General features: G+C 39.0%; 28 protein-coding genes. 3 read left to right on the top strand and 25 right to left on the bottom strand.

What is annotated here, in order from left to right; translation table 11 throughout:
* Nucleotides 1-261 precede the first annotated feature (261 nt).
* From IQ283_RS12710 to IQ283_RS12690, 5 genes are all read right to left on the bottom strand, one after another.
* Nucleotides 262-762 (bottom strand): AAA family ATPase, encoded by a 501-nt coding sequence (locus IQ283_RS12710; protein ID WP_194220516.1) that lies wholly within the window; start codon nucleotides 760-762, stop codon nucleotides 262-264.
* A gap of 130 nt (nucleotides 763-892) precedes the next feature.
* The gene (locus tag IQ283_RS12705; protein WP_194220515.1) at nucleotides 893-1,084 is read right to left on the bottom strand and encodes a hypothetical protein; all 192 of its coding nucleotides are present in this window, start codon (nucleotides 1,082-1,084) and stop codon (nucleotides 893-895) included.
* Between the two features lie 141 nt (nucleotides 1,085-1,225).
* Nucleotides 1,226-1,840, bottom strand: a complete 615-nt coding sequence (locus IQ283_RS12700; protein ID WP_194222215.1) for an FMN-binding negative transcriptional regulator — start codon at nucleotides 1,838-1,840, stop codon at nucleotides 1,226-1,228.
* Nucleotides 1,841-1,854: 14 nt separating this feature from the next.
* Nucleotides 1,855-2,382, bottom strand: coding sequence for a GNAT family N-acetyltransferase (locus IQ283_RS12695; RefSeq protein WP_194220514.1), 528 nt, complete (start codon nucleotides 2,380-2,382; stop codon nucleotides 1,855-1,857).
* 21 nt (nucleotides 2,383-2,403) lie between these two features.
* On the bottom strand, nucleotides 2,404-2,862 hold the full coding sequence (locus tag IQ283_RS12690; RefSeq protein WP_194220513.1) for a MarR family winged helix-turn-helix transcriptional regulator: 459 nt from the start codon (nucleotides 2,860-2,862) through the stop codon (nucleotides 2,404-2,406).
* Between the two features lie 117 nt (nucleotides 2,863-2,979).
* Here IQ283_RS12690 and IQ283_RS12685 point away from each other — a divergent pair, with 117 nt between their 5' ends.
* Nucleotides 2,980-3,573 (top strand): YczE/YyaS/YitT family protein, encoded by a 594-nt coding sequence (locus IQ283_RS12685; protein ID WP_194220512.1) that lies wholly within the window; start codon nucleotides 2,980-2,982, stop codon nucleotides 3,571-3,573.
* Nucleotides 3,574-3,817: 244 nt separating this feature from the next.
* On the opposite strand, the gene IQ283_RS12680 is transcribed toward IQ283_RS12685, so the two are convergent.
* The 5 genes from IQ283_RS12680 to IQ283_RS12660 all read right to left on the bottom strand — a co-directional run bounded on the left by IQ283_RS12680 (nucleotide 3,818) and on the right by IQ283_RS12660 (nucleotide 6,089).
* Complete coding sequence (locus IQ283_RS12680; RefSeq protein ID WP_194220511.1) at nucleotides 3,818-4,111, bottom strand: TIGR04104 family putative zinc finger protein; 294 nt, start codon at nucleotides 4,109-4,111, stop codon at nucleotides 3,818-3,820.
* A 22-nt stretch (nucleotides 4,112-4,133) separates the two neighbouring features.
* A complete protein-coding gene (locus tag IQ283_RS12675) occupies nucleotides 4,134-4,319 on the bottom strand; it encodes a hypothetical protein (protein WP_194220510.1) in 186 nt (61 codons plus the stop codon).
* Between the two features lie 29 nt (nucleotides 4,320-4,348).
* Nucleotides 4,349-4,921, bottom strand: a complete 573-nt coding sequence (locus IQ283_RS12670) for a DUF4825 domain-containing protein (protein ID WP_194220509.1) — start codon at nucleotides 4,919-4,921, stop codon at nucleotides 4,349-4,351.
* A 128-nt stretch (nucleotides 4,922-5,049) separates the two neighbouring features.
* On the bottom strand, nucleotides 5,050-5,448 hold the full coding sequence (locus tag IQ283_RS12665) for a VOC family protein (protein WP_194220508.1): 399 nt from the start codon (nucleotides 5,446-5,448) through the stop codon (nucleotides 5,050-5,052).
* 209 nt (nucleotides 5,449-5,657) lie between these two features.
* The gene (locus IQ283_RS12660; protein ID WP_194220507.1) at nucleotides 5,658-6,089 is read right to left on the bottom strand and encodes a VOC family protein; all 432 of its coding nucleotides are present in this window, start codon (nucleotides 6,087-6,089) and stop codon (nucleotides 5,658-5,660) included.
* Between the two features lie 249 nt (nucleotides 6,090-6,338).
* On the opposite strand from IQ283_RS12660, the gene guaC reads away from it, so the two are divergent.
* Nucleotides 6,339-7,322, top strand: coding sequence for a GMP reductase (guaC, locus tag IQ283_RS12655; protein WP_194220506.1), 984 nt, complete (start codon nucleotides 6,339-6,341; stop codon nucleotides 7,320-7,322).
* 269 nt (nucleotides 7,323-7,591) lie between these two features.
* Nucleotides 7,592-9,079, top strand: coding sequence for a D-alanyl-D-alanine carboxypeptidase/D-alanyl-D-alanine endopeptidase (gene dacB / locus IQ283_RS12650; protein ID WP_194220505.1), 1,488 nt, complete (start codon nucleotides 7,592-7,594; stop codon nucleotides 9,077-9,079).
* A gap of 221 nt (nucleotides 9,080-9,300) precedes the next feature.
* Here dacB and IQ283_RS12645 read toward each other — a convergent pair whose 3' ends face one another.
* The 15 genes from IQ283_RS12645 to accB all read right to left on the bottom strand — a co-directional run bounded on the left by IQ283_RS12645 (nucleotide 9,301) and on the right by accB (nucleotide 20,936).
* Entirely contained in the window at nucleotides 9,301-10,359 is a 1,059-nt protein-coding gene (locus IQ283_RS12645; RefSeq protein ID WP_194220504.1) for a galactitol-1-phosphate 5-dehydrogenase, read from the bottom strand.
* Nucleotides 10,360-10,401: 42 nt separating this feature from the next.
* Nucleotides 10,402-10,551, bottom strand: coding sequence for a hypothetical protein (locus tag IQ283_RS12640; RefSeq protein ID WP_194220503.1), 150 nt, complete (start codon nucleotides 10,549-10,551; stop codon nucleotides 10,402-10,404).
* Between the two features lie 69 nt (nucleotides 10,552-10,620).
* Entirely contained in the window at nucleotides 10,621-11,652 is a 1,032-nt protein-coding gene (locus IQ283_RS12635) for a zinc-binding dehydrogenase (protein WP_194220502.1), read from the bottom strand.
* A 47-nt stretch (nucleotides 11,653-11,699) separates the two neighbouring features.
* On the bottom strand, nucleotides 11,700-12,959 hold the full coding sequence (locus tag IQ283_RS12630; protein ID WP_194220501.1) for a galactitol-specific PTS transporter subunit IIC: 1,260 nt from the start codon (nucleotides 12,957-12,959) through the stop codon (nucleotides 11,700-11,702).
* 76 nt (nucleotides 12,960-13,035) lie between these two features.
* Nucleotides 13,036-13,320, bottom strand: coding sequence for a PTS sugar transporter subunit IIB (locus tag IQ283_RS12625; protein WP_194220500.1), 285 nt, complete (start codon nucleotides 13,318-13,320; stop codon nucleotides 13,036-13,038).
* A gap of 65 nt (nucleotides 13,321-13,385) precedes the next feature.
* Nucleotides 13,386-13,670, bottom strand: a complete 285-nt coding sequence (locus tag IQ283_RS12620) for a PTS sugar transporter subunit IIB (RefSeq protein WP_194220499.1) — start codon at nucleotides 13,668-13,670, stop codon at nucleotides 13,386-13,388.
* Nucleotides 13,667-14,158: a PTS sugar transporter subunit IIA gene (locus IQ283_RS12615; protein WP_194220498.1), complete on the bottom strand. Its 492-nt coding sequence runs from the start codon at nucleotides 14,156-14,158 to the stop codon at nucleotides 13,667-13,669. Before IQ283_RS12615 ends, IQ283_RS12620 begins: the two co-directional genes overlap by 4 nt.
* A complete protein-coding gene (locus IQ283_RS12610) occupies nucleotides 14,155-16,254 on the bottom strand; it encodes a BglG family transcription antiterminator (protein WP_194220497.1) in 2,100 nt (699 codons plus the stop codon). The genes IQ283_RS12615 and IQ283_RS12610 overlap by 4 nt, the downstream gene beginning before the upstream one ends.
* 338 nt (nucleotides 16,255-16,592) lie before the next feature.
* Nucleotides 16,593-17,099 (bottom strand): GNAT family N-acetyltransferase, encoded by a 507-nt coding sequence (locus IQ283_RS12605; RefSeq protein WP_194220496.1) that lies wholly within the window; start codon nucleotides 17,097-17,099, stop codon nucleotides 16,593-16,595.
* A 38-nt stretch (nucleotides 17,100-17,137) separates the two neighbouring features.
* Nucleotides 17,138-17,518 (bottom strand): hypothetical protein, encoded by a 381-nt coding sequence (locus IQ283_RS12600; RefSeq protein WP_194220495.1) that lies wholly within the window; start codon nucleotides 17,516-17,518, stop codon nucleotides 17,138-17,140.
* 278 nt (nucleotides 17,519-17,796) lie between these two features.
* Nucleotides 17,797-17,943: a hypothetical protein gene (locus IQ283_RS12595; RefSeq protein ID WP_194220494.1), complete on the bottom strand. Its 147-nt coding sequence runs from the start codon at nucleotides 17,941-17,943 to the stop codon at nucleotides 17,797-17,799.
* A 26-nt stretch (nucleotides 17,944-17,969) separates the two neighbouring features.
* Entirely contained in the window at nucleotides 17,970-18,164 is a 195-nt protein-coding gene (locus IQ283_RS12590; protein ID WP_194220493.1) for a hypothetical protein, read from the bottom strand.
* A 172-nt stretch (nucleotides 18,165-18,336) separates the two neighbouring features.
* On the bottom strand, nucleotides 18,337-19,089 hold the full coding sequence (locus IQ283_RS12585) for a putative hydro-lyase (protein ID WP_242057340.1): 753 nt from the start codon (nucleotides 19,087-19,089) through the stop codon (nucleotides 18,337-18,339).
* Between the two features lie 13 nt (nucleotides 19,090-19,102).
* Nucleotides 19,103-20,449, bottom strand: coding sequence for an acetyl-CoA carboxylase biotin carboxylase subunit (accC, locus tag IQ283_RS12580; RefSeq protein ID WP_194220491.1), 1,347 nt, complete (start codon nucleotides 20,447-20,449; stop codon nucleotides 19,103-19,105).
* 10 nt (nucleotides 20,450-20,459) lie between these two features.
* Nucleotides 20,460-20,936 carry an acetyl-CoA carboxylase biotin carboxyl carrier protein gene (accB, locus tag IQ283_RS12575; protein ID WP_194220490.1) on the bottom strand — a complete coding sequence of 159 codons (477 nt, stop codon included), beginning with the start codon at nucleotides 20,934-20,936 and terminating at the stop codon, nucleotides 20,460-20,462.
* Nucleotides 20,937-20,949 lie beyond the last annotated feature (13 nt).

Genomic DNA, 20,949 nt, shown 5'->3' with positions numbered 1-20,949 from the left:
CTTCCATAAGAACTCCTTCATCTTCTTCATATCCAGAATTTATTACCTATAATACGATGAATTCAATTCTAATCTGAACTACTCTAACAAGAATTTCTTCAAAAACAAAAGTTTCTCCTTTCTTAAATCCATAGACTCAATTCCCCTTAGTATGCGGTAGACTTACTTTCAAGATAGATAGGAGTAGATTTTAAACTATCGCATCCATTATCCCGTTGCAAACGATTTTTTTCTGTTCCTTATAACGCTGCGTTAAATTCCTTAATATTCTTTTCCACTAAATTCTAAGATATTCAAACCCTCACTTGCTTCTGGCGCTTCAAAAAATTTAGTAACATGGATAAACCCTTCTTCTGTATCAAAAGCTGCTCTTTCGGGCTCTTCGTTACGCCTTTGTGCAATTTGACTTAAGCATTGTTCGTTATTTACATTAAGGAAAATTAGTTGATGACTTGCCTGTACCTCTGACGCCAAATCTAAAAACCACTTCCGCTGTTTCTGAGTGTTTGCTGGAAAATCCATCACCACATCTGAACCAACACTTAATATGTTTTGGACATGCTTTTTCACCAACGGCTTGAGTAATGCCGAGAATTTTAGATAGTCCTCAAACGATACAATCTGATTGGGATAAAGAGATGAAAGCCATTCATCTTCAGACAATAGTACCGCATGTTTATCGAGCGCCAATTGTTTTGATTTAGTTGTTTTTCCTGCGCCCATTTTTCCACAGAAAAAGTATAGCGTCCCTAATTCTTTCATATTTTCTCTCCCCCGCGCTTAATCATGTTGTTGTCCCACCTTACTCCTTTTGTTTAACAAGCTATAGCATTTTGCAGCAATAGCTCCGAGATACTGAAAGATGGTAAATAACGATCCTTCTGTCTTAAGGTTAAGACTGTTCTTCTTTTGATAACAGTCCAACAATGAACATGACAATAGCATATATAATAATTGTAGTTATTAATAAAGTTAACGGATTAAAATGATCATGCAAAAATGGGGACAAAACTATTACTATTACCAGTAGTATTAGAGCAGCTATTTTTTGGTTTTTCTTCTTATTTGCAACTTCCATTTTCAATAATAACCTCCCTTTATTCCTGGGTTGCTCTTAAATAATGAAATAGCTGCAAAGACACCTTCCTCAACTTTCGCTCCGAGATTGTGGAAGACTCGAATTCAAGATATAAATATCTTTAATAAAGGCTATCTAGAGAATTGATCACTTCGTTTTTCTATCGTTCATCACTTCAGCTAATTGTTGAGAGTTTAAGTCTTTCTCCATATTTAGTTTATCAATAATATTGTCATAATCTTCTTCACTTCGATTTTGACTCAATTTATAGGCGGCTTGAACTTCTTGGACTTTTACTTTAAATCCAACAATACCTTTAGTTTGGTTTTTGGTTTTTGGAGAGAAGTTCTCCCATAACGCTCCATTTTCACGGTGTTGTTCATACTTTTGCAATAGAGACTTCAGGTCTTCCTGCAATTCTTGTTCACTCATCAGACTAGCCGTTCCATATACATGGACAGCTTGATAATTCCATGTGGGCACATTTTCAGACTTGTACCACGAGGATGAAATATAAGCATGTGGGCCTTGATACATAACAAGCACAGGATCATCCCCGAAAGTTTTCCATTGTGGATTCGCATAAGCGAAATGTCCTGTGAGATAGTAGTCATCATCCCCTTGTTTATGCAACTCCAAAGGTAAGTGAGTAGCTATAGGTTTTCCTTCGTCTGTCGTTACGATCGTTCCAAAAGAGTTCCTCTGAATAAAGTCTATGATTTCAACGAAGTCTGTCACTTTAAAATGCTTTGGGATATACATCCTCATTCACCTCTTTACTTAATTATTGGCGTTTTTTTAACCATTATTAAGTCCGTTTGTTCTTCGTCCCCCATATAAAAAGAGTGCGCTCCCATTTGAACAAAACCCAATTTCTTATAGAAAGAAATGGCATTTTCATTTTTTTCCCACACGCCCAGCCAGATTTTCTTTTTATTCTGTTTCAAAGCAATATCCATAGCTTTATTGAACAAGTATTTACCAAGGCCAAGCTTTTGAAATTTATTAATAATATAAATCCGTTCGATCTCCAGGGAATCATCATCCATTTCTTCAGACTGGGCATCCCCCGTATTAACCTTTAAATATCCAGCGACCTCATCATTAAAAGAAACAAAAAAGAAATGCGTTGAAGGGTTGGATAACTCATTTTCTACTTGCTTTATGTTAAAAGCCACTTCCAAATAAGCCTTCATATTTTCTGTAGAATTCTGATCCTCAAACGTCTCCTTAAATGTTTCATAACCAATTTCTTGAAGTTTTCGTGAATCTTCCAATGTACATCTTGTCATATTTATTTTCATAAAAAAACCTTTCGCTCCTCTCTACAATCTATAACTTCTCTTGTTTCCTTTTTTTACTAATTCCCAATCTTTTTCTATATTTCTTCTTACTTTTTTAAGAAGATCAAAAAAGTTTTCTATTTCTTCTTCGGATAAACCTTCTAAAGCAACTGCATTGGAATGATCATTTTCTCTTTTTATAAAAGGAAAAACCCTTTTCCCTTTCTCTGTTGGAAAGAGTTTTTTTATTTTTTTGTTATGTTCGTCTTCTTTCTTCACGATAAAGCCATTCATTTCAAGTTTCTTAATAGAACGAGCTGCTGTGGTACGATCTACTTTTATCAGCTCAGCTACCTTCTCTTGAATGATTCCCGGACTTTCACAGATTCGCACAAGATATAAATACTGCCCTCTCGTTAGGTCATATTCTTTGAATTCTATATTACTTATTGAATCTAACGCCCTCGCTATCATTCCAATTTCACGTAGTATTTCCTTCATATTTAACCTCTCATGAAATATTTTTTGTTGCATATGCAATATTTAACACTATATACTTAACCTAACTTAATTTTGATGTATTTGCAACAAAAAATATCAACGAAGAGGTAGATTAATGTGAAATTTTTCTTTTATGTATTAGGAATCTTGCTTTTAACCCTCGGCATTTCTTTCACAATACAATCTGACCTTGGGACTTCCCCCTTTGACGCACTTTTGGTAGGACTGTCTATCCATTTGGGTTTTACGGTAGGTACTTGGGAAATAATCATTGCTTTGATATTAATAGGGTGTAATTCACTTTTAAAAAGACAAAAACCAGAAGTTTTGGGATTGTTAACAGCATTTATAACGGGGGTGAGTATCGATATGTGGCTCTTTTTATTAGAAATTTTGCACACACCTGAACTATGGTTCAGCAAAGCTGCTTACTTTGGAATCGGCTTAGTTGTTATTGGATTAGGTACTGCAATCTATCTACACACAAATTTTGCACCGATCCCGGTAGACCGGTTAACTTTAATCATACAAGAATTAACCAGAACAAATATATTCTTTTCCAGATCATTCATTTACCTAATATTTTTAATAATGGCCATGATTTTTAAAGGACCAATTGGCGTAGGAACTTTATTAATCGTCTGCTTAAGTGGTCTAATACTAAACTACTTTATGTCATTTACTAAAAAGGTACTGGAGCAAGCGTCTTAAACCCTAGTAAACCAACAAGCTTTGAGAGGAAGAAAGCTTTCATTATAGAGTGTTTTTTTAAATTCATCTCGAAACTGAGTCTTCCATAATCCTGCCCTTATCTTGAAGACTACAACAACCTACTAATCCTCTATTGATTAATATATGTACCCTCTCTTAAATGCCCTTTCTATACCTACTACATTCCACCTATCCTCGTGAGCAGCATCATCAACTGATGAAAATCCAATTGACTTCCTCTCATTCACCAAAGTGGTTCTTCTTCGTTACTTAACTGGTAATACAAAGGAGAAAGAAGAAGAATGAGTACTAGTAGAGCAAATGAAAAACTCAAATAGAACCATATAGAAAGCCTATAAATTGAAGTAATCGCAAGAGGAATAACGACTAGCATTGATGTATAACTCGATCGTTTTCTCGATTTTGCAGATAGATATTGGTTTGCGTCACAGTTTGGACAGCTGGCCTTTGCGCGATAGATTAATCTCATTGCTTCCTTCCAATTCCATGTATAACCACAAGTCTGACAAGTTGGCATGATCTCTTCTCCCTTCTTTCTTTTATTTCTCACAAGAAAAACGCCAATTTATGCCCAATAGATCTTTTTCTAAATTGACTTTTCCTCCTACTTCTTTACATCCTTCAACCGCCATATCCATAGCTCGGTTGTTATTATAAGACGCCAATCCAATTATCAATAAGATAAATGCTAACGGAAGGACCAAGATGTAACGAACTTTCTTCATTTATTTAACACCTACTTTTACCTCTCTAATCAATTAAAATAGTCCTCATAGTGATTTGCCATTTTCTCTAATTCTTCTTCATGCTTTTTCACATATTCCTCGGCGAATGTTTCCTCCATAAGCTGCTCCTCGCTTGGAAATTCACCAAATTTGCTCGTTAATGTGGCTACCATTTCATCTCTCGTTATACGGAAGCTCTCATCTTGCACTCGAAATTCATATTCTTTGGCGTTCGGCACTAAGATCGTTAAGTAAATCGCGTTATAATGGAAAATCCTCTGAGCGCTGTTCGCTCCATCAAACCAGGTAGAATAGAAGTCTAATTCAGAACTTGCTCGCTCCTCGTCATACGTAACACTTATCTTCTGACCCGATAAATCAACTTTATTAACTGTTCCGCTTCCCGGAAGTTGAGCTAGAATGGCTAGAACAGCTGAATTGTCCCCAACATATGTCCCGCTAAATTTCAGCAATTCAACCTGATCGATTCCACCAATCGTTTTCACACTCTGTTCATCCGACGACGCATTTCCACTGGAGCATCCAGTCACTAACAGCATAACGAGTATGATCGACAACCATTTCGTCTGTTTAAAGTACATCTTATTCTCCTTACTGTTATTCTTTTATCCTACTTTATTTACGATGGAAACTACTTGGAAGTTTCAATAATTAACTAAAAAGGTAACTCTACTGTGATGAGAGTTACCTTTAAAGCCCGCACATTTGATTACGGCATTTTCTCCATGTCCATATACAACACATTCCATCGATGACCATCTAAATCAATAAACCCCGCTCCATAGAGCCATCCATCTGTTAAGCCGGGTTTGGCATAGATGGCTCCCCCTGCCTTTTCCACATTCTTTATCATTGCATCTACTTCTTCTCGATCTTCCGCCCCGATTGAGAAAAGCACTTCCGTCGCTTTCATAGAATCCGCTACTCTGTGATGGGTAAACGTTTCAAACTTTGAAGAAGGAAACAGCATAACCTTCGTCCCTTGAGCACCGATCGCTACTTGAACGCCGTCTCCTATGGTCTTAGCCGCAAATCCGATCTGTGTAAAAAAAGCTTTCGACTTTTCTACATTTTGCACAGGAAGGTTCATCCACAAATCAGTCGCCATCTTTACTCCTCCTTAAAAGCTTTACTAAATAAACTTCTTTGGGTTCCTCACCTTAAGAGAAAGGATCGTACCGCAATTAACACAGAAAGAAGCATCAACTGGGGAACTTTTTGCAAATCCTTTTTTCTTAAATAATGAGCCGTAGCCAGTAAATTCTCCTATTCGTGTTTCTTTTTCGCCACACTCAGGGCAACTTTTTTCATTTTCCTTCATCGTTTTATACCCTGCATTTTTTTGACTTGATCAGCATGAAACGGAGAATCTACCACTTCACTAACCACGCTAAAAGGATTATCATCGAGGTCAAAGAAATCAAAACATGTCATGCCTCCAAATTGTTCTAGCTCATTCGTTTTAACACCGCTCTTATTGAGCTGCTCATAAAAAGCTTCAATATCATCAACAAGAAAATTGAAATAGCTATTCCGACGTTCTGCTTTGACATGAAATTCAGTTGGCTGAACGTTCTCCACTTGTACTAACGCAAGCTGAGTCGAATCATTTGGAAAATAGAAGCCGACACCTTCAGCCAATCCTCCTCCCCACTCTTGAATTTTATGAATACCTAGATGCTTTTCATACCATTTTACTGATTTTTCAAGATCCGTTACGGGTATAAAAATACTGCCAACTCGAATCATAAGACCAACTCCCTTTTATGCTCACTCTTTCTAGCAAACGCTTATGACTATACTGTTCCACTAGACATATTTCTTTTGATTCCTCTTCTACTTTTCCATATTCGTTGTTCGAATCCCTTTCTTTCCCTCCTCATATGTAAAGGATTTCAAGAAAATCTTTGACAATTACAATGAATTCCTGTAAATTATCAAATGGACGAACATTTAAATTAAATTAAAACGTATTATTCGTTTTTAGGAGTGAATCTCATGGAAAACGTATTCGATTATGAAGATATTCAACTAATTCCCGCTAAGTGTGTTGTAAACAGTCGATCAGAATGTGATACTTCCGTTAAGCTTGGCAAGCATACATTTAAATTGCCAGTCGTACCTGCAAACATGCAGACGATTATTGATGAAACAATTGCCGTTACTCTGGCTGAAAAAGGATATTTCTATGTGATGCACCGTTTTGAACCGGAAAAGCGTATCTCTTTTATTCGAGACATGAACGCTCGTGAGCTCATCACATCTATTAGCGTCGGCGTCAAAGAGGAAGAATACACGTTTATTGAACAGCTTAAAGAGCAAGGCCTAGCACCTGACTATATTACGATCGATATTGCCCACGGGCATTCAAATGCGGTCATTGAAATGATCGGTCATATTAAGAAACATCTGCCAGAAAGCTTTGTGATTGCTGGTAATGTTGGCACGCCTGAAGCTGTCAGAGAGCTAGAGCACGCAGGCGCTGACGCTACGAAAGTCGGCATCGGACCTGGTAAGGTGTGCATTACGAAGATTAAAACCGGCTTTGGTACTGGTGGCTGGCAGCTCGCCGCTCTACGCTGGTGTGCCAAGGCAGCGAGTAAACCTATTATTGCAGATGGCGGTATTCGGACGCATGGCGATATCGCTAAATCCGTTCGTTTTGGCGCTTCGATGGTGATGATCGGTTCTCTCTTTGCAGGACACGAAGAATCACCTGGTGAAACGTTCGAACGAGATGGTAAGCTGTACAAAGAATACTTCGGTTCTGCCTCTGAATTCCAAAAAGGTGAGAAGAAAAACGTTGAAGGTAAGAAAATGTTCGTTGAGCATAAAGGAGATCTTCAAGACACGCTAACAGAGATGGAGCAGGATCTTCAATCGGCCATTTCTTATTCAGGCGGAGACAAGCTTGAATCGATTCGTACGGTAGATTATGTTGTAGTGAAGAACTCCATTTTTAATGGGGATAAAGTATATTAATAAAGTGGATGCAGCTGCTAATATGCAGCTGCTTTTTTATGTCTTAATGATTATAGGCTTATTTCACTATTTTTCTCAGATAGGCATGTGTAAAAAGATTCAACTTTATTGAAGTGAAAGGGGATTTGAATGCGTTACACGAAAGGTTTAAATTGAAACGACCATTCAGTTAATTAAACGGAGGTGAACAAAATTAAGTAGAGTTCCTTCTACAATGTATTTTAGTTGAAACCATATTTGATCATACTAAACAACGAGGAGATGATGAATTGAAACAAACACTGAAAAGTTGCTTAATCATATCGCTGCTATTCCTCCTTATCTTCCCCCCTCTCACTTCTCATCAAGATGCAAGTGCAGACAAAACAAACAGTACTCTCTCAACACAGTTAAATGAGATCCTATCAAATAAACTTCTAGATGGCGCAATCGCAGGGATAAGCGTCCGAGCGGCTAGTACAGGTGAGTTAATCTATGAGAACTATGGCGAAACCCGGCTCACTCCTGCCTCTAATATGAAATTATTCACCGCCGGAGCTGCACTTGAAACACTTGGTCCAGACTACCGGTTTAGCACTGAACTGCTCACTGATGGAGAACTCAAAAAAAATAACCTTAAAGGAAACATTTATCTAAAAGGAAAAGGAGACCCTACCCTTCTTAAAGAAGACTTTGATGAACTTGCACACTCTTTAAAAGAAAAAGGTGTACATAAGATACAGGGCGATCTCATTGGCGATAACAGCTGGTATGACGAAGAAGCTCTCTCACAGGACATGGTGTGGTCGGATGAAGACAACTATTATGGAGCCAAAGTTTCAGCGTTAACAGCTTCACCAAACGAAGATTACGACGCGGGTACGATCATTATTGAAGTTTATCCAGGAAAACAACCTGGCGATCAAGCCGATGTTCAACTTTCACCTTCTTCAGATGTCCTAACAGTTGAAAACCGTGCCATAACAGTCAAAGCGGACAAGGATGCCGAATTAACTATTTCACGAGAACATGGATCGAATACAATTTTAGTAGAAGGTGAAATTTCTGAAGATGCCTCACGTAAGCGTGAATGGATTGCGGTATGGGATCCCCCGCAATATGCGCTGAGCTTAATGAACCAATCACTAAAAGAAGCTGGAATTAAATTCAAGGGTGGCATCCAACAAAGCAAAACACCTGAAGATGCGACTCTTCTCATTGAAAAGAAATCCATGGCATTATCGGAGCTTCTTATTCCATTTATGAAGCTAAGTAATAATGGTCATGCTGAAATATTAGTGAAAGAGATGGGGAAAGTGAAGAAAGATGAAGGCAGTTGGGAAGCTGGATTGGAAGTAGTGACAGACTTTCTTCAAAAGCAAGGCCTTCACACCGACGATATGCGTCTGCGAGACGGTTCAGGTATCTCTCACGTTACATTAGTTAAACCAAATCAACTTTCCAAATTTCTATTCAACATCCAAAACGAAAGCTGGTTTGACACCTTTTATCGTTCTCTTCCAATTGCAGGCGATTCAGACCGATCTGAGGGCGGTACGCTACGATATCGCATGAGAGACACAGCTGCAGAACAAATCGTCCATGCCAAAACCGGATCATTAACCGGCGTCTCTTCCCTTTCAGGATATGTGGAACAAGGCAACGGTCTCGTCTTTTCCATTTTACTGAATCAATTTGTTGAAGAAGATGACATCAAGGACATCGAAGACGAAATCGCTATAGTGCTGGCAGAGTACTCTACAGAAGGAGAAGAATAAAATTCACAGGAAGCCGCTCAGTTTTGAAGTGCAAAAAGAAAATTGAAACACATGAGTACCCCAGGATTTATGGAATGATCGATAACCACATACCAATCATTAAAAATATCTGAAATAACTCAGCATTGCATATTGCATTGTTCGAAATTAAAAATGGATGACAATTACCTCTACCCATTCGAGGTAATCGTCATCCATTTTATTTTAGAAAATAGACTTCATTATTTTCTTTCCTTGTCAGGATAAAAGAGAACCTTCACATAGGAGCCTTTTCTGTTAATAATGTTATCAAAGGTTTCTGGTCCATCTTCAAGAGCTAACCTGTGTGAAATCATTGGTTTTACATTAATTTCACCCGTACTCATATAGTGAATTGAAGAATGCCATTCTTCGCCTGGGAATGGGGAAGATATAGCATTCCAAGACCCTAGCACCCTTAATTCATTTCGAACTATCTTTTCAAAATAAAAACGCTCTATTTTGATATCTGCATATGGAATACCCATGAACACAACTTCTCCACCTTTTTTTGGTAATGCAAATACCTGAGAAGAGGTAACTGGAGAACCTGCTGATTCTATAGCTAAATCGACACCAATACCATTCGTGTATGCCATAAGCTGTTCATGAGCAGGCTTTTCCAATGAATTAATAATGACATCTGCGCCTAATTCTTTTGCAATTTTAAGCTTAGCCATGTCGATGTCAATTGCATAGACTTTTTTTGCGCCGAAGATTTTTGCCCATTGAACAGCTAGTAATCCAATACTTCCGCATCCCATAACAGCGACATCAGCACCAGGCTTGATACTCGTACGATAGAAACCATGAGCTACGACGGAAGATGGCTCGACAAGTGCAGCAGTATCGTAATCAACGTTATTCGGTAGAGGCATAATATGCGATTTAGGTAATTTTACAAACTCTGCATAAGCACCAGGGTGACGTGCACCAATCACGGTTAATTTAGCACAACGAGCTAGATCACCTTTTTGGCAGTTTTCACATTCTCCGCAATAGAATGTCGGACACCCGACAACTCGATCACCTACTTGAACGTGACTAACCTCCGAGCCAACCTTCGAAACTTCTCCTGCAAACTCATGACCAAAAGTCATACCAGGTACATACGGCCCTAGTTTCCTATACCTGGAAATGTCCGAGCCACATATACCAACTGCTTTCACCTTAATAATAACGTCTTCTTCATTCTCGATGATCGGTTCAGACAGGTTTTCAAATCGAATATCTTGCTCTTTATACAAGTTGAGAGATTTCATCTTTATCCTTCTCTCTATTTTTATTTATTATTAATCAATCGTTTATGCTGATTCATTTCCTGATCTTCGCCTGCTTAATTTATAGAAAGCCACACAAACAATGACTGTATTAAAAGTCACTTGATGTTCAAAGTAGAAATCTCCGACAATACTAAATGGTCCGAGCATAAAGTCCAATAGTGCTTCCGTCATTCCTATCCCTCATTTCTTGATGAGCCTGCGCTCAATAAACTAAAATTTCAGTTTATTGACTCTGTATGATTAGCCGACTGGAGTCAATAACACTTTAATTGCTTCTCCACTTTTAATCACTTTATAAGCTTCTTCCCATTGAGTAATATCAAATTCGTGTGTGACTAAAGAGTTCGCTTTGACGCTTCCGTTATTAATTAACTCTAGAGACGGCTCCCAGTCAGCTGAATTCTGGCTTCTACTTCCGATCACGCGAATTTCCTTTTGAATGATTTTTTCAAGATCAAATTGAACTTCAGGGTTAGCGAAAATACCAACTTGTGCATATTGTCCCTTCTTCCTCAAAAGATCTAACCCCTGTTTGGCTGCTGGAACAGCTCCGGAACATTCAAATACGACATCTGCACCGTACCCATCTGTAAGGCTATTAACCAGTTCTCGAATGTTGTCTTCTTGGATATTCACTACATAATCGATGCCTAGTTCTTTCGCTTTCTCCAAACGGACTTTGTCGTTCGTAAGGCCCGTAATTAATACGATTGCTCCTCTACTTTTTGCCACCTGGGCCGTAAACAAACCAATCGGTCCTGGCCCCATTACAACGACTATATCCCCATTTATGATATTCGTTTTTGTTACAGCATGATGCGTACATGCGAGGGGTTCGGTCATAGCTGCTGACCTATAATCAACATTATCAGGGAGAATATGGACACTATCTTTGTGTGCAATTAAATAGTTAGCAAACCCACCATCTTGCTGGGTTCCCAACCCCTTACGATAATTGCATAAGTTATAATCACCAGACTTACAATACTCACATTCACCACAAATATAAAAAGTAGTTTCGGAAGTAACTCGATCTCCAACGTTGAATTCTGTAACATTTGGTCCTACTTCAATCACTTCTCCAGAAAACTCATGTCCAAGTGTAACAGGGAACCGAACCTTATAATGCCCTTCATAAGTGTGAATATCTGATCCACAGATTCCAGCGTATTTCACTTCAATTTTCACTAAATCTTTCGCTACAGCGGGTTCTTCTTTTTCTTGAATGTCTAAATTCCCAAATCCAGGTGCTGTTTTCACTAAAGCCTTCATATACATTCCTCCTGGTCAATCTAGCATTATAATTCGAGATCATAGAATTAATTAAACAAGCTAAACACTTTATAGATAAGCCAGTTGACTAAGTTACCACCCTGATCGATGCTAGAAATTTTGGTTGAACCTTCAGGCATATTGAAATCAGCATTGATTGCCATTTGGGTAAACATCGGAGCGACGTCTGTTGCTATATAGAGCGAAATTCCGATCATAATCGTACCTACGATAACGGAATGAACGATATTCCCTCTTGCAGCACCGACAATAAATGCCACTACGAACGGAATCGTAGCTAAGTCACCAAAAGGTAATAGCGCATTACCAGGGAGAATAACTGCTAAAGCAACGGTAACCGGTACAAGAATAAGAGCTGTCGAAATAACTGCCGGATGTCCCAGCGCTACTGCTGCATCAAGACCGATATGTATTTCTCTATCACCAAACCGTTTCGATAACCATTCTCTTGCAGATTCCGAGACTGGCATTAGCCCTTCCATTAAGATCTTTACCATACGAGGCATCAAGACCATAACGGCTGCCATTGCCATACCGATTTCAATTACATCACCAACGCTATAGCCTGCTAGAATACCAATGACGGCACCTAGAAAAAGTCCAATAAAGATTGACTCTCCGAAAATACCAAAGCGTTTTTGGATCGTATCCGGATCTGCATTCCAATTTTTCACGACTGGGGTTCTTTGTAATAATTTTACTAAAAAGATACCTGGTGCATAAGAAATCGTACTTCCTGTGGCGATAGACACTCCTGGTAGTTCAAAGAATTCGCTTACCATTGGTGCTGTCCAGTCCGCAACTTTAAGTGCGATAACCTGGAATATCACTGCAGCGATTAGACTTTGAATGATGCTACCTGAGATGGCGTATACCATTGCAGCCATGAAGGTATAGTGCCAGAAGTTCCAAATATCCACATTCATCGTCTTAGTTGTTTTCGTCACTAGCATAATCACGTTCACTAGTAAACCGAGCGGGATAATGAATGCCGCAACACCTGATGCCCAGGCAATAGATGAGGACGCTGGCCAACCGACATCAATCACATTTAGTTCGACCCCTAATCGATCTACCATCCCCTGCGCTGCAGGTCCCAAATTATTCACAAGCAAATCAACTACTAAAAAGATCCCAACAAAAGCTACACCGATCGTTAAGCCTGACCGAAACGCTTTACCCGGTTTCTGGCCGAATAATAAACCCAGTAAGAAGATAGCTACTGGCAAGATAACGGTTGCACCTAAATCTAAAAAGCCTTGTACGATATTGACGAATCCTTCCATCAACTTTGCCTCCCAACATTATGAAATTAATCTACTTATCTTCTAATAAATGAAGTGAATTCATTGCACTTCCACTCTACCTCTTCAGCTCTTCAAGTATTTTCTTCTTCGTATCATCCGTCCCGATTCCTGTTAGGAATGAACGGGCATTAATGACTGGAAACGGATATTCTTTCTTCGTCATGGCCGTTGTCACAAGCAAATCTGCCGTGTCAGCGTAACCACCCACTTCGGTGATTTTGATTTGAACGAGGTCTAATTTAAGTTGATGTTCTTTTGCCATTTCTTCAATAGCTCCATTCACGATTGTTGATGTCGCAATACCTGCTCCACATGCTACTAATACTTGTTTCTTTTTCATTCTTTCTCATCTCCCTTTCAAATAGAAATTAATGATCCTAAGTAACAAACTCTATTTGTTTCTGATTATTTTTTTAGCTCTTCAAGAATTTTCTGTTTCGTGTCATCCGTTCCGATTCCAGTTAGAAAAGAACGAGCATTGATGACTGGGAACGAATATTCTTTTTTCGTCATAGCCGTTGTGACAAGCAAATCTGCCGTGTCTACGTAACTACCCACTTCAGTGATTTTGATCTGAATAAGATCCACTTTTAGCTGATGTTCTTTGGCCATTTCTTCAATAGCTCCATTCACGATTGTTGATGTCGCAATACCTGCTCCACATGCTACTAATACTTGTTTCTTTTTCATTCTTTCTCATCTCCTTCAAGGGAATCAAATATTATTTTCTTTTTAATTATCTGTTTAATTGTTGTCTTATCCTTCTCTGTCACCAGATACTGTAACGTTTCTTCACTCTGAAATACCTGCATTAACTGTTGCAATAATGAAAGTTGTGAATGAGTTTCATCCATTGCAAGCATGAATACTAATTTCACAGGAGTGGTTTCACTGTCATCCCCCATCACTCCAAAATCTACTGTTTCATTCAACACACCCATACTAATCGTCTTTCGATTAACGTGATGGACGTCTGTATGGGGAATCGCAACTGATATACCAGCTGTTGGTAATCCAGTAGCAAATTCAATTTCTCTTGCGATAATGGCATCAATAAAGCTTTCCTTCACGAGATTTTTGTTCACCAGATTCTGGCCCATTGTGGTTAGTACTTCTTCTTTTACTGAACATTCTAGATCCAGAAGAATGACAGATTCATCAAAAAATAACTCACTCATCTTTTCACCTCATTAACTTTTTCAGTTACAACGTTCTGTTCTTTAGAATAGCTTTTGATTATTTCATGAATCTCTTCAACTGAATCAGAGTGAATCACTCGATTTCGATCAACTTCAGAACCAGCAAGCTTCATAAGTTGCATCAACGCATGAATATGTTTCTGCTTATCTACCGCTGCGATAACAATAATTAGGTTGATTTTGTATTCCGAAGTAAAAGCTACTCCATTTTCTAATTTCAATAAGCTCATTCCAACTTCGTTCACGCCTTCATCAGGAGCTGCATGGGGGATCGCAACGTTTGAGCCAATAACGATATATGGATCCTCACTTGTCCGATGAAGCATCGCCTCTACATATTTAGGTTCAATATGACCTTTCCGAATCAATGGCTCTGAGCTAATTCGAATCGCTTCTTCCCATGAACCAACTGATTTTCTCTTCGTAATATACTCGGGGAGAATGAGCTCATGTAAATGACTATCCAGCTTTTTCACAGTGTGTTTCACTGAGGATTCTTCCTCACGATTGATATACGATTGTAGATCTCGGGTAAGCTCTTCTTCATTCTTTATCACCGTATGATTTCTAATAATATCGATAAGATGGTTAACGTTTATATCGTTTGGAATGTAACCATATAGTTCTAACATGACTTGCTTTCGTAAACGATATTGCTCATCCCGACCAAGAAAAGCTTTTGAAACAAACAACTTTTTTTCAGTTTCAAGAAATGTCGGGGAGAAGACAATATCGTACTCTAGATCGTACTCTTGAAACCCTCGCACTGATAAGGAATCAAGAAATACAAATTCCGGAAATAACTCTCTTAACTCATTAAACATGAGTCCTGATACTGAGACACCTTGTGGACATACGACAATTGCTTTTATTTTCTTCTCAATGCTATCGCCCTGTCTTCTCATCCATCCGCCAATTAACATTGTGATATACGCAGTTTCATTCTCAGGAGCTTTACTACCAATTAGTTTTTCGAGTGGCCCAATACACCGTTTTATCAAATGATGTAACTCCTTGAATTCTTTACTCAAAGAGTTATGAATCTCAATGGTGTCAGTAAGGTGGTATTTGATGCGGTAATAGGCTGGTTTAATATGCTGTAATAAGTTATTTAGCAATTGCTCCTTGTTTTGAAAATAAATGCAAGTACTCTTCTCAAAAAGCTCGAGCATCGTATCGATTGCAGGTACTAAGTCAGGAATCGTATCAGCTTCGGTTAGATATTCTGACCAGTATACATTCGATGTTAATAAGTGCAGAGTACAAAACAATCTTTCTTCCACTGGTATTTCAACATTGGAATGACGGAATATTTCTTCAGTAGCCTGATATTCCTTTGTGTTAGATAAATTTTCATATTTAATTGAAAATGATTGAAGTATCCGACCATGTTGAATTCGTTTTAGAATCAAAATGAAAACATATGGCATCGTACCAATCTTTTCATCCGTGAATTTCAAGTTCAATGTAGTCTCAATCTTCTCAATTCGTTTCATAAACTCATCGACTTCACTTTCTTCAATCTTAGCTAAGTTCTTCAAAATCACCCTTCCCCCATGATATTGAAGCAACATATAAGTAACATTAATGAGTAGCTTACGAATTTGAAACTCTTTCCCTTCCAACACGTAACCGCTTTTCCTGGAATATCGAATAATCAAATGATAGTCATCTAGAAAAGATTGAACCTGCTTCATATCACTTAAAACCGTATTCTTACTTACCGCTAGTTCGCTTGTAAAATGATTCAGTGAAAGCTCTTCCTCGTAACTTAACAGCATCAATATAATGAGATACACTCGTTGCTTCTCTGGTAGAACTGCGGTTGTTATGGAAGGTTCTTTCTCATCACCGGTAAGAGTCGTAAAAACCTCTTGATCAATGATGAAGTGCCCCTGTCTTGTTCGCTCGATTACTGGAAGGTTCTTAGTCAACAGCCATTCATTCACTTTGTTAACGCTGTAACCAAGTTGTCTACGAGTTAAGTTATATTTCTTCTCTAAAGCCATACTAGTGATCCTCGGATTACTAATTAATTCCTCCAATATTAGCTTGCTTCTATCACTATTTGACAACTGTAGCCCCCCTTTCAATATTTATTGTAGCACCCAACACACTTTCAATGATTACGCTTTCATCCCAAATTGTCGGACAGTTTATGTACAACGTCGTGATTTAAAAACGTTCATACTTTGATCGTTAGTAACATCTAGGAATTGGTAACAAATTATAATTATATAATTTATCACCAATTGCTGCTATTAAGTTATTAGTCGGATTGTTCGTTTGTTTATCTTTATTTACAACCAAGAAAATTGCAAAAAAAAGAACTCCTCTAGGAGTTCCTTGACCTATATTTAAGGATTTCTTCCATAGCCTACTAAAATTGATAATATTATCAGACTGTCTCTATTTATATACTAGACCATAATGAATTCAAATCGTACGTCCTCGCCATTTTCCCCTCATGCTTTTCTCCAATTCGAATTTGAAATTCCTTCCCTTCCTGAAACCCTACCTTTTCAAGCACTCGAGCGGATCCTCTGTTTTCAACAAGACAAACCGTTTCAAACATCGTGAAGCCAAGTTCCTTTTTCCCAAACTCAATTGCACGCTCAGCTGCTTTTGTACCAATGCTCCGCTTCCAAAAAGGTGGTGCTACCCAATAATCGATCGCACCGACGCCCTCCCTTTCACGTCTGACTGAAATACTTCCAGCGAAATTACCATCAACGACGATGGCGAATGGGAAGTGCTTTCCTGCTTTATGTTCTTCTGATACGATCGCAAACCACTTTTCTGCGCCATTAGGTGGGTAGGGATCAGGAACGTTTGTCATCCTAGAAACGGCTTCAGAGGAGACGTATTTTTGAATCAACGGAAGATCATCTTTATTAACCAATCGAAGTGCAACATTCATTATGTATCCTCCTTTTTCAAATGAATTTCAATGTTTATCTAATAAGATTTCTTTTTGAGAAACATCACATCACTAAATGCGATGCCCACCGCTAGTCCAAATGAGGTGAAAAATTCATATCCGGTTATATCCGATGCAGTAAAATAAGAGAACAACAGATTCATGACGCTTAGACCCGCAAACCATTTGAGAAATGTGCCCGTCCTCTCTTTTAATTCGTACTTGTTTAGCAGTCTCATTTTCCAAATAGTTAAAACTACAAAGTACAAAATAGAGAGAAAAAAGACACCTAAACACCCGAGCACCATTTCGCTTGAATACGCGTATCCATCTCGCCAATAAATAAAGATCATCACTGTTCCTATACTGATCAATATGAGACAAAACATCGCAACAGATAGCCGGTTAGCTTTCGTCATTATAGTTAACACCTCCGTTTTCCATTTTTTCACTTTTACGTCATTTTGTCATTCGTAATGTTATAAAATAAAAAAGCCATTCCTATTTTGGAAGTGACTTTTCACTAAGATTTATTCTTTTGAAAAGCGAAGACAAAAGAACCTAATGTCATTTAGATGACTCTTAGAAGAGAGAATTGATAGGATTTACTATGCTTCCTGGTAAAGCTGGTTATCAATGCCGTAACATTGCCAAACCCAAACAATACGATCGTAATAAGGGCGAGCACTCCTCAATTTTAAAAAGGAAGAATCCCCTGCCATTCCGGTGGATAACTAGAAAAAAAGCCCATGCCACCTAACATATAAACGCCTGTCGAAATGGCTCCGAGTGCTAATAATAGATTGTATAACCCAGCTACGTCCCCAATTGATCTTCTAACCATTTCGTGCTCTCCACCTTTATTTATAGCTACATCATTTCAAAAAAAGTTCCATTCAATAGAAGCACAATATCTCCGATCAAACCGATACAGAAAAAAATAAAGTAGTAGCTTGCTTTCGTAATCGTTTTATTAAAAAGCTCTTGAAAAGCTTGAATAAACAGCTCCTCAAATTTAAACCAGCTTAAGATCCAACCAATAAGTAAGAAGCTAACAATTGTCATGATTTACACCCCTCCCACTTTTGGCGAAACGTTCAATTGATCTCTTTTATTTTATCATATGATCTAAATGACCTACTCTCTCATAACGAAGACAATCAAAAAAAGTTCAATCGCTAGCACAGCTTACTAACTGCGCTAACGAATCGAACTTCTTTCATCAAAATACTGGCTGCTATTCTTTTTGATCCGTAATCAGCATGTGTCCTGGCGCATGCGTGATCATCATCTCAGGCTTCACGTTTAACCCAACATATTGAGGTGTAACGCCACACGCCCAGAAAACTGGGATTCGCTCTTCTTCATCAAAAGGGGTAAATTCCCCGTAATCAGGATTCTCTATGTTTTCAATGCCTATTTCTGATGGATGGCCCACATGAATCGGCGCTCCGTGCGCCAGCGGAAACTTCGATGTGATGCGTATCGTTTCATCGAGCTCTTCTTTGTTAATCGCTCTCATGCTTACAACCATCTCCCCATTAAAGCGACCCGCGTCTTCACAAGGAATCGTCGTTTGATACATCGGAACAACGCGGTTCATTTCCTGGTGCAACAAGCTGATCCCTTTTTCAACGAGCGCTCGCTCGAATGTAAAGCTGCATCCAAGCAGAAACGTAACGAAATTATCTTGCCAGACGTCTTTTAAATCAAGTACTTCCCTTTCTAGCTCGCCATTTTTATAAATGCGATACTTGGGCAGATCTGTTCGAATGTCGGCATCAGCAATACGAGGTGTAACTTGACCTGCTTCAAGTACATCCACGACAGGGCAAGGCTTTGGATTGCGCTGACAAAATAGAAGAAACTCGAACGCATACTCAGCCGGAAGCGTAATCATATTTGCCTGTAAGTAGCCATCACATTTACCTGATGTCGTTTCACTATCTAGATTTTCACGATACTGATGTCGCTGTGTACAGGGTTCCAACACGTCATCTCCTTTATAGCTCTTTATAGATCTCAAGAAACTTTGTATTAAAATCACCTTCAACGAACTTCTCATGCCTTAGTAATTTTTGATGAAAGGGAATCGTTGTTTTCACACCTTTGATCATAAATTCACTGAGTGCCCGCTTCATACGCTGCATCGCTTCCTCACGAGTAGCGCCGTATGTAATAAGTTTCGCTACCATCGAGTCATAAAACGGAGGAATCACGTAGCCTGGATAAACGGCTGAATCAACTCTCACGCCAAAACCGCCTGGAGGTAAATACGTTTCTACTTTCCCAGGTGATGGCATAAATCCGTTCTCAGGATCTTCTGCATTGATGCGGCATTCAATTGACCATCCCTTCAAAATCACTTCATCCTGTGTGAGGGAAAGTCTTTCTCCATCGGCCACTCTGATTTGTTCTTTAATCAAATCAACCCCGGTGACCATTTCTGTTACGGGATGCTCCACCTGGATTCTAGTATTCATCTCCATGAAATAGTAGTTTCCATTATGGTCATAAATAAACTCGACTGTTCCTGCCCCAGCGTAATTCACAGCTTTAGCTGCCCGAACAGCCGCTTCTCCCATTGCTTCACGAATTGATTGATCTAAAGCAGGTGAAGGTGTTTCTTCAACGAGCTTCTGCATACGTCTTTGAATCGAGCAGTCTCGCTCACCTAGATGAATGACGTTTCCGTAGAGATCCGCAATAATTTGGATTTCGATATGGCGAAAATCCTCTATAAACTTTTCAATATAGACTCCTGGATTACCAAATGCTTTCTCTGCTTCCTGCTGTGTCATGTTGATCGCTTTAATCAGTTCTTCTTCCTCGTGTACGACTCGAATTCCTTTGCCGCCACCGCCTGCAGTTGCTTTAATAATAATGGGATATCCCATTTCACTCGCAAGCTCAAGCGCTTCTTCTTTCGTTTCAATAATGCCGTCTGAACCCGGGACTACTGGAACGCCCGCTTCTTCCATCGTCGCTCGCGCAACATCCTTCGTTCCCATGCGATTAATGGCCTCTTTACTAGGACCAATAAACGCAATGTCACAGTCTTCGCAGATCTCTGCAAAACTTGCATTTTCTGCAAGAAAACCGTATCCCGGATGAATGGCATCTACACCACTATTTATAGCAACAGTCATGATATTCCCAACATTTAAGTAGCTTTCACTTGAAGCTGTTGGTCCAATACAGTAGCTCTCATCTGCTAGTTGAACATGAAGCGCGTCCCGATCCGCTTCTGAATATACCGCTACAGCAGTAAGGTTTAGCTCGTGGCAGGCGCGAATAATGCGAACGGCGATCTCGCCTCGATTTGCAATTAGTACTTTATGAATACCCATCTGATCCCTCCTATTCTGGCTTTACTAAGAATAGCGGTTGACCAAATTCAACAAGGTCACCATTCTCGACAAGAATTTCGATGATTTCTCCATTCACATCTGCTTGCACATCATTGAACATCTTCATCGCTTCTAGTACACAAACAACGGTTTCTTCCTGAACAGCATCCCCTACTTGGATAAAGGCGGGATCATCAGGTGAAGGTGAGGAGTAGAACATCCCAACCATTGGTGACGTAACGGTATGAGTGCTTTCTGAGATCTCTTCCTCGTCTTGACTCGGGATAACATTACCCTGCCCGCGCTCCTCTACGGCCGTTGGTGTGACATTAGCAGACTCCTGCTCTTCTCTTTTAACTTGGCCATCTCCGTAAGGATTCTGGTTTTTCACTTTTACTACGAAGCTATCATGTTCATAATGAACCTCATCTACAGTTGAACCATCCACATATTTAATCATTTCAATAATTTCTTTTGAACTTAACATGTTGTATTCTCCT

Origin of the sequence: Pseudalkalibacillus hwajinpoensis (assembly GCF_015234585.1) — a bacterium.
Classification (GTDB): Bacteria; Bacillota; Bacilli; order Bacillales; family Guptibacillaceae; genus Guptibacillus; species Guptibacillus hwajinpoensis_B.
Note: the sequence above shows the minus strand (reverse complement) of the source record. Positions and strands in the feature narration are given on the sequence as shown.

Excerpts from the sequence above, each read along its gene's own strand:
- IQ283_RS12590 (WP_194220493.1), bottom strand. The coding sequence starts at position 18,164 with ATGACAATTGTTAGCTTCTTACTTATTGGTTGGATCTTAAGCTGGTTT.
- IQ283_RS12595 (WP_194220494.1), bottom strand. The coding sequence starts at position 17,943 with ATGGTTAGAAGATCAATTGGGGACGTAGCTGGGTTATACAATCTATTA.
- IQ283_RS12635 (WP_194220502.1), bottom strand. The coding sequence starts at position 11,652 with ATGAAGGCTTTAGTGAAAACAGCACCTGGATTTGGGAATTTAGACATT.
- IQ283_RS12660 (WP_194220507.1), bottom strand. The coding sequence starts at position 6,089 with ATGATTCGAGTTGGCAGTATTTTTATACCCGTAACGGATCTTGAAAAA.
- IQ283_RS12625 (WP_194220500.1), bottom strand. The coding sequence starts at position 13,320 with ATGAAAAAGAAACAAGTATTAGTAGCATGTGGAGCAGGTATTGCGACA.
- IQ283_RS12665 (WP_194220508.1), bottom strand. The coding sequence starts at position 5,448 with ATGGCGACTGATTTGTGGATGAACCTTCCTGTGCAAAATGTAGAAAAG.
- accC (WP_194220491.1), bottom strand. The coding sequence starts at position 20,449 with ATGGGTATTCATAAAGTACTAATTGCAAATCGAGGCGAGATCGCCGTT.
- IQ283_RS12670 (WP_194220509.1), bottom strand. The coding sequence starts at position 4,921 with ATGTACTTTAAACAGACGAAATGGTTGTCGATCATACTCGTTATGCTG.
- IQ283_RS12615 (WP_194220498.1), bottom strand. The coding sequence starts at position 14,158 with ATGAGTGAGTTATTTTTTGATGAATCTGTCATTCTTCTGGATCTAGAA.
- IQ283_RS12600 (WP_194220495.1), bottom strand. The coding sequence starts at position 17,518 with ATGACGAAAGCTAACCGGCTATCTGTTGCGATGTTTTGTCTCATATTG.
- IQ283_RS12630 (WP_194220501.1), bottom strand. The coding sequence starts at position 12,959 with ATGGAAGGATTCGTCAATATCGTACAAGGCTTTTTAGATTTAGGTGCA.
- IQ283_RS12640 (WP_194220503.1), bottom strand. The coding sequence starts at position 10,551 with ATGACGGAAGCACTATTGGACTTTATGCTCGGACCATTTAGTATTGTC.
- IQ283_RS12645 (WP_194220504.1), bottom strand. The coding sequence starts at position 10,359 with ATGAAATCTCTCAACTTGTATAAAGAGCAAGATATTCGATTTGAAAAC.
- IQ283_RS12710 (WP_194220516.1), bottom strand. The coding sequence starts at position 762 with ATGAAAGAATTAGGGACGCTATACTTTTTCTGTGGAAAAATGGGCGCA.
- IQ283_RS12690 (WP_194220513.1), bottom strand. The coding sequence starts at position 2,862 with ATGAAGGAAATACTACGTGAAATTGGAATGATAGCGAGGGCGTTAGAT.
- IQ283_RS12675 (WP_194220510.1), bottom strand. The coding sequence starts at position 4,319 with ATGAAGAAAGTTCGTTACATCTTGGTCCTTCCGTTAGCATTTATCTTA.
- IQ283_RS12620 (WP_194220499.1), bottom strand. The coding sequence starts at position 13,670 with ATGAAAAAGAAACAAGTATTAGTAGCATGTGGAGCAGGTATTGCGACA.
- guaC (WP_194220506.1), top strand. The coding sequence starts at position 6,339 with ATGGAAAACGTATTCGATTATGAAGATATTCAACTAATTCCCGCTAAG.
- IQ283_RS12695 (WP_194220514.1), bottom strand. The coding sequence starts at position 2,382 with ATGAAAATAAATATGACAAGATGTACATTGGAAGATTCACGAAAACTT.
- IQ283_RS12680 (WP_194220511.1), bottom strand. The coding sequence starts at position 4,111 with ATGCCAACTTGTCAGACTTGTGGTTATACATGGAATTGGAAGGAAGCA.
- IQ283_RS12605 (WP_194220496.1), bottom strand. The coding sequence starts at position 17,099 with ATGAATGTTGCACTTCGATTGGTTAATAAAGATGATCTTCCGTTGATT.
- accB (WP_194220490.1), bottom strand. The coding sequence starts at position 20,936 with ATGTTAAGTTCAAAAGAAATTATTGAAATGATTAAATATGTGGATGGT.
- IQ283_RS12700 (WP_194222215.1), bottom strand. The coding sequence starts at position 1,840 with ATGTATATCCCAAAGCATTTTAAAGTGACAGACTTCGTTGAAATCATA.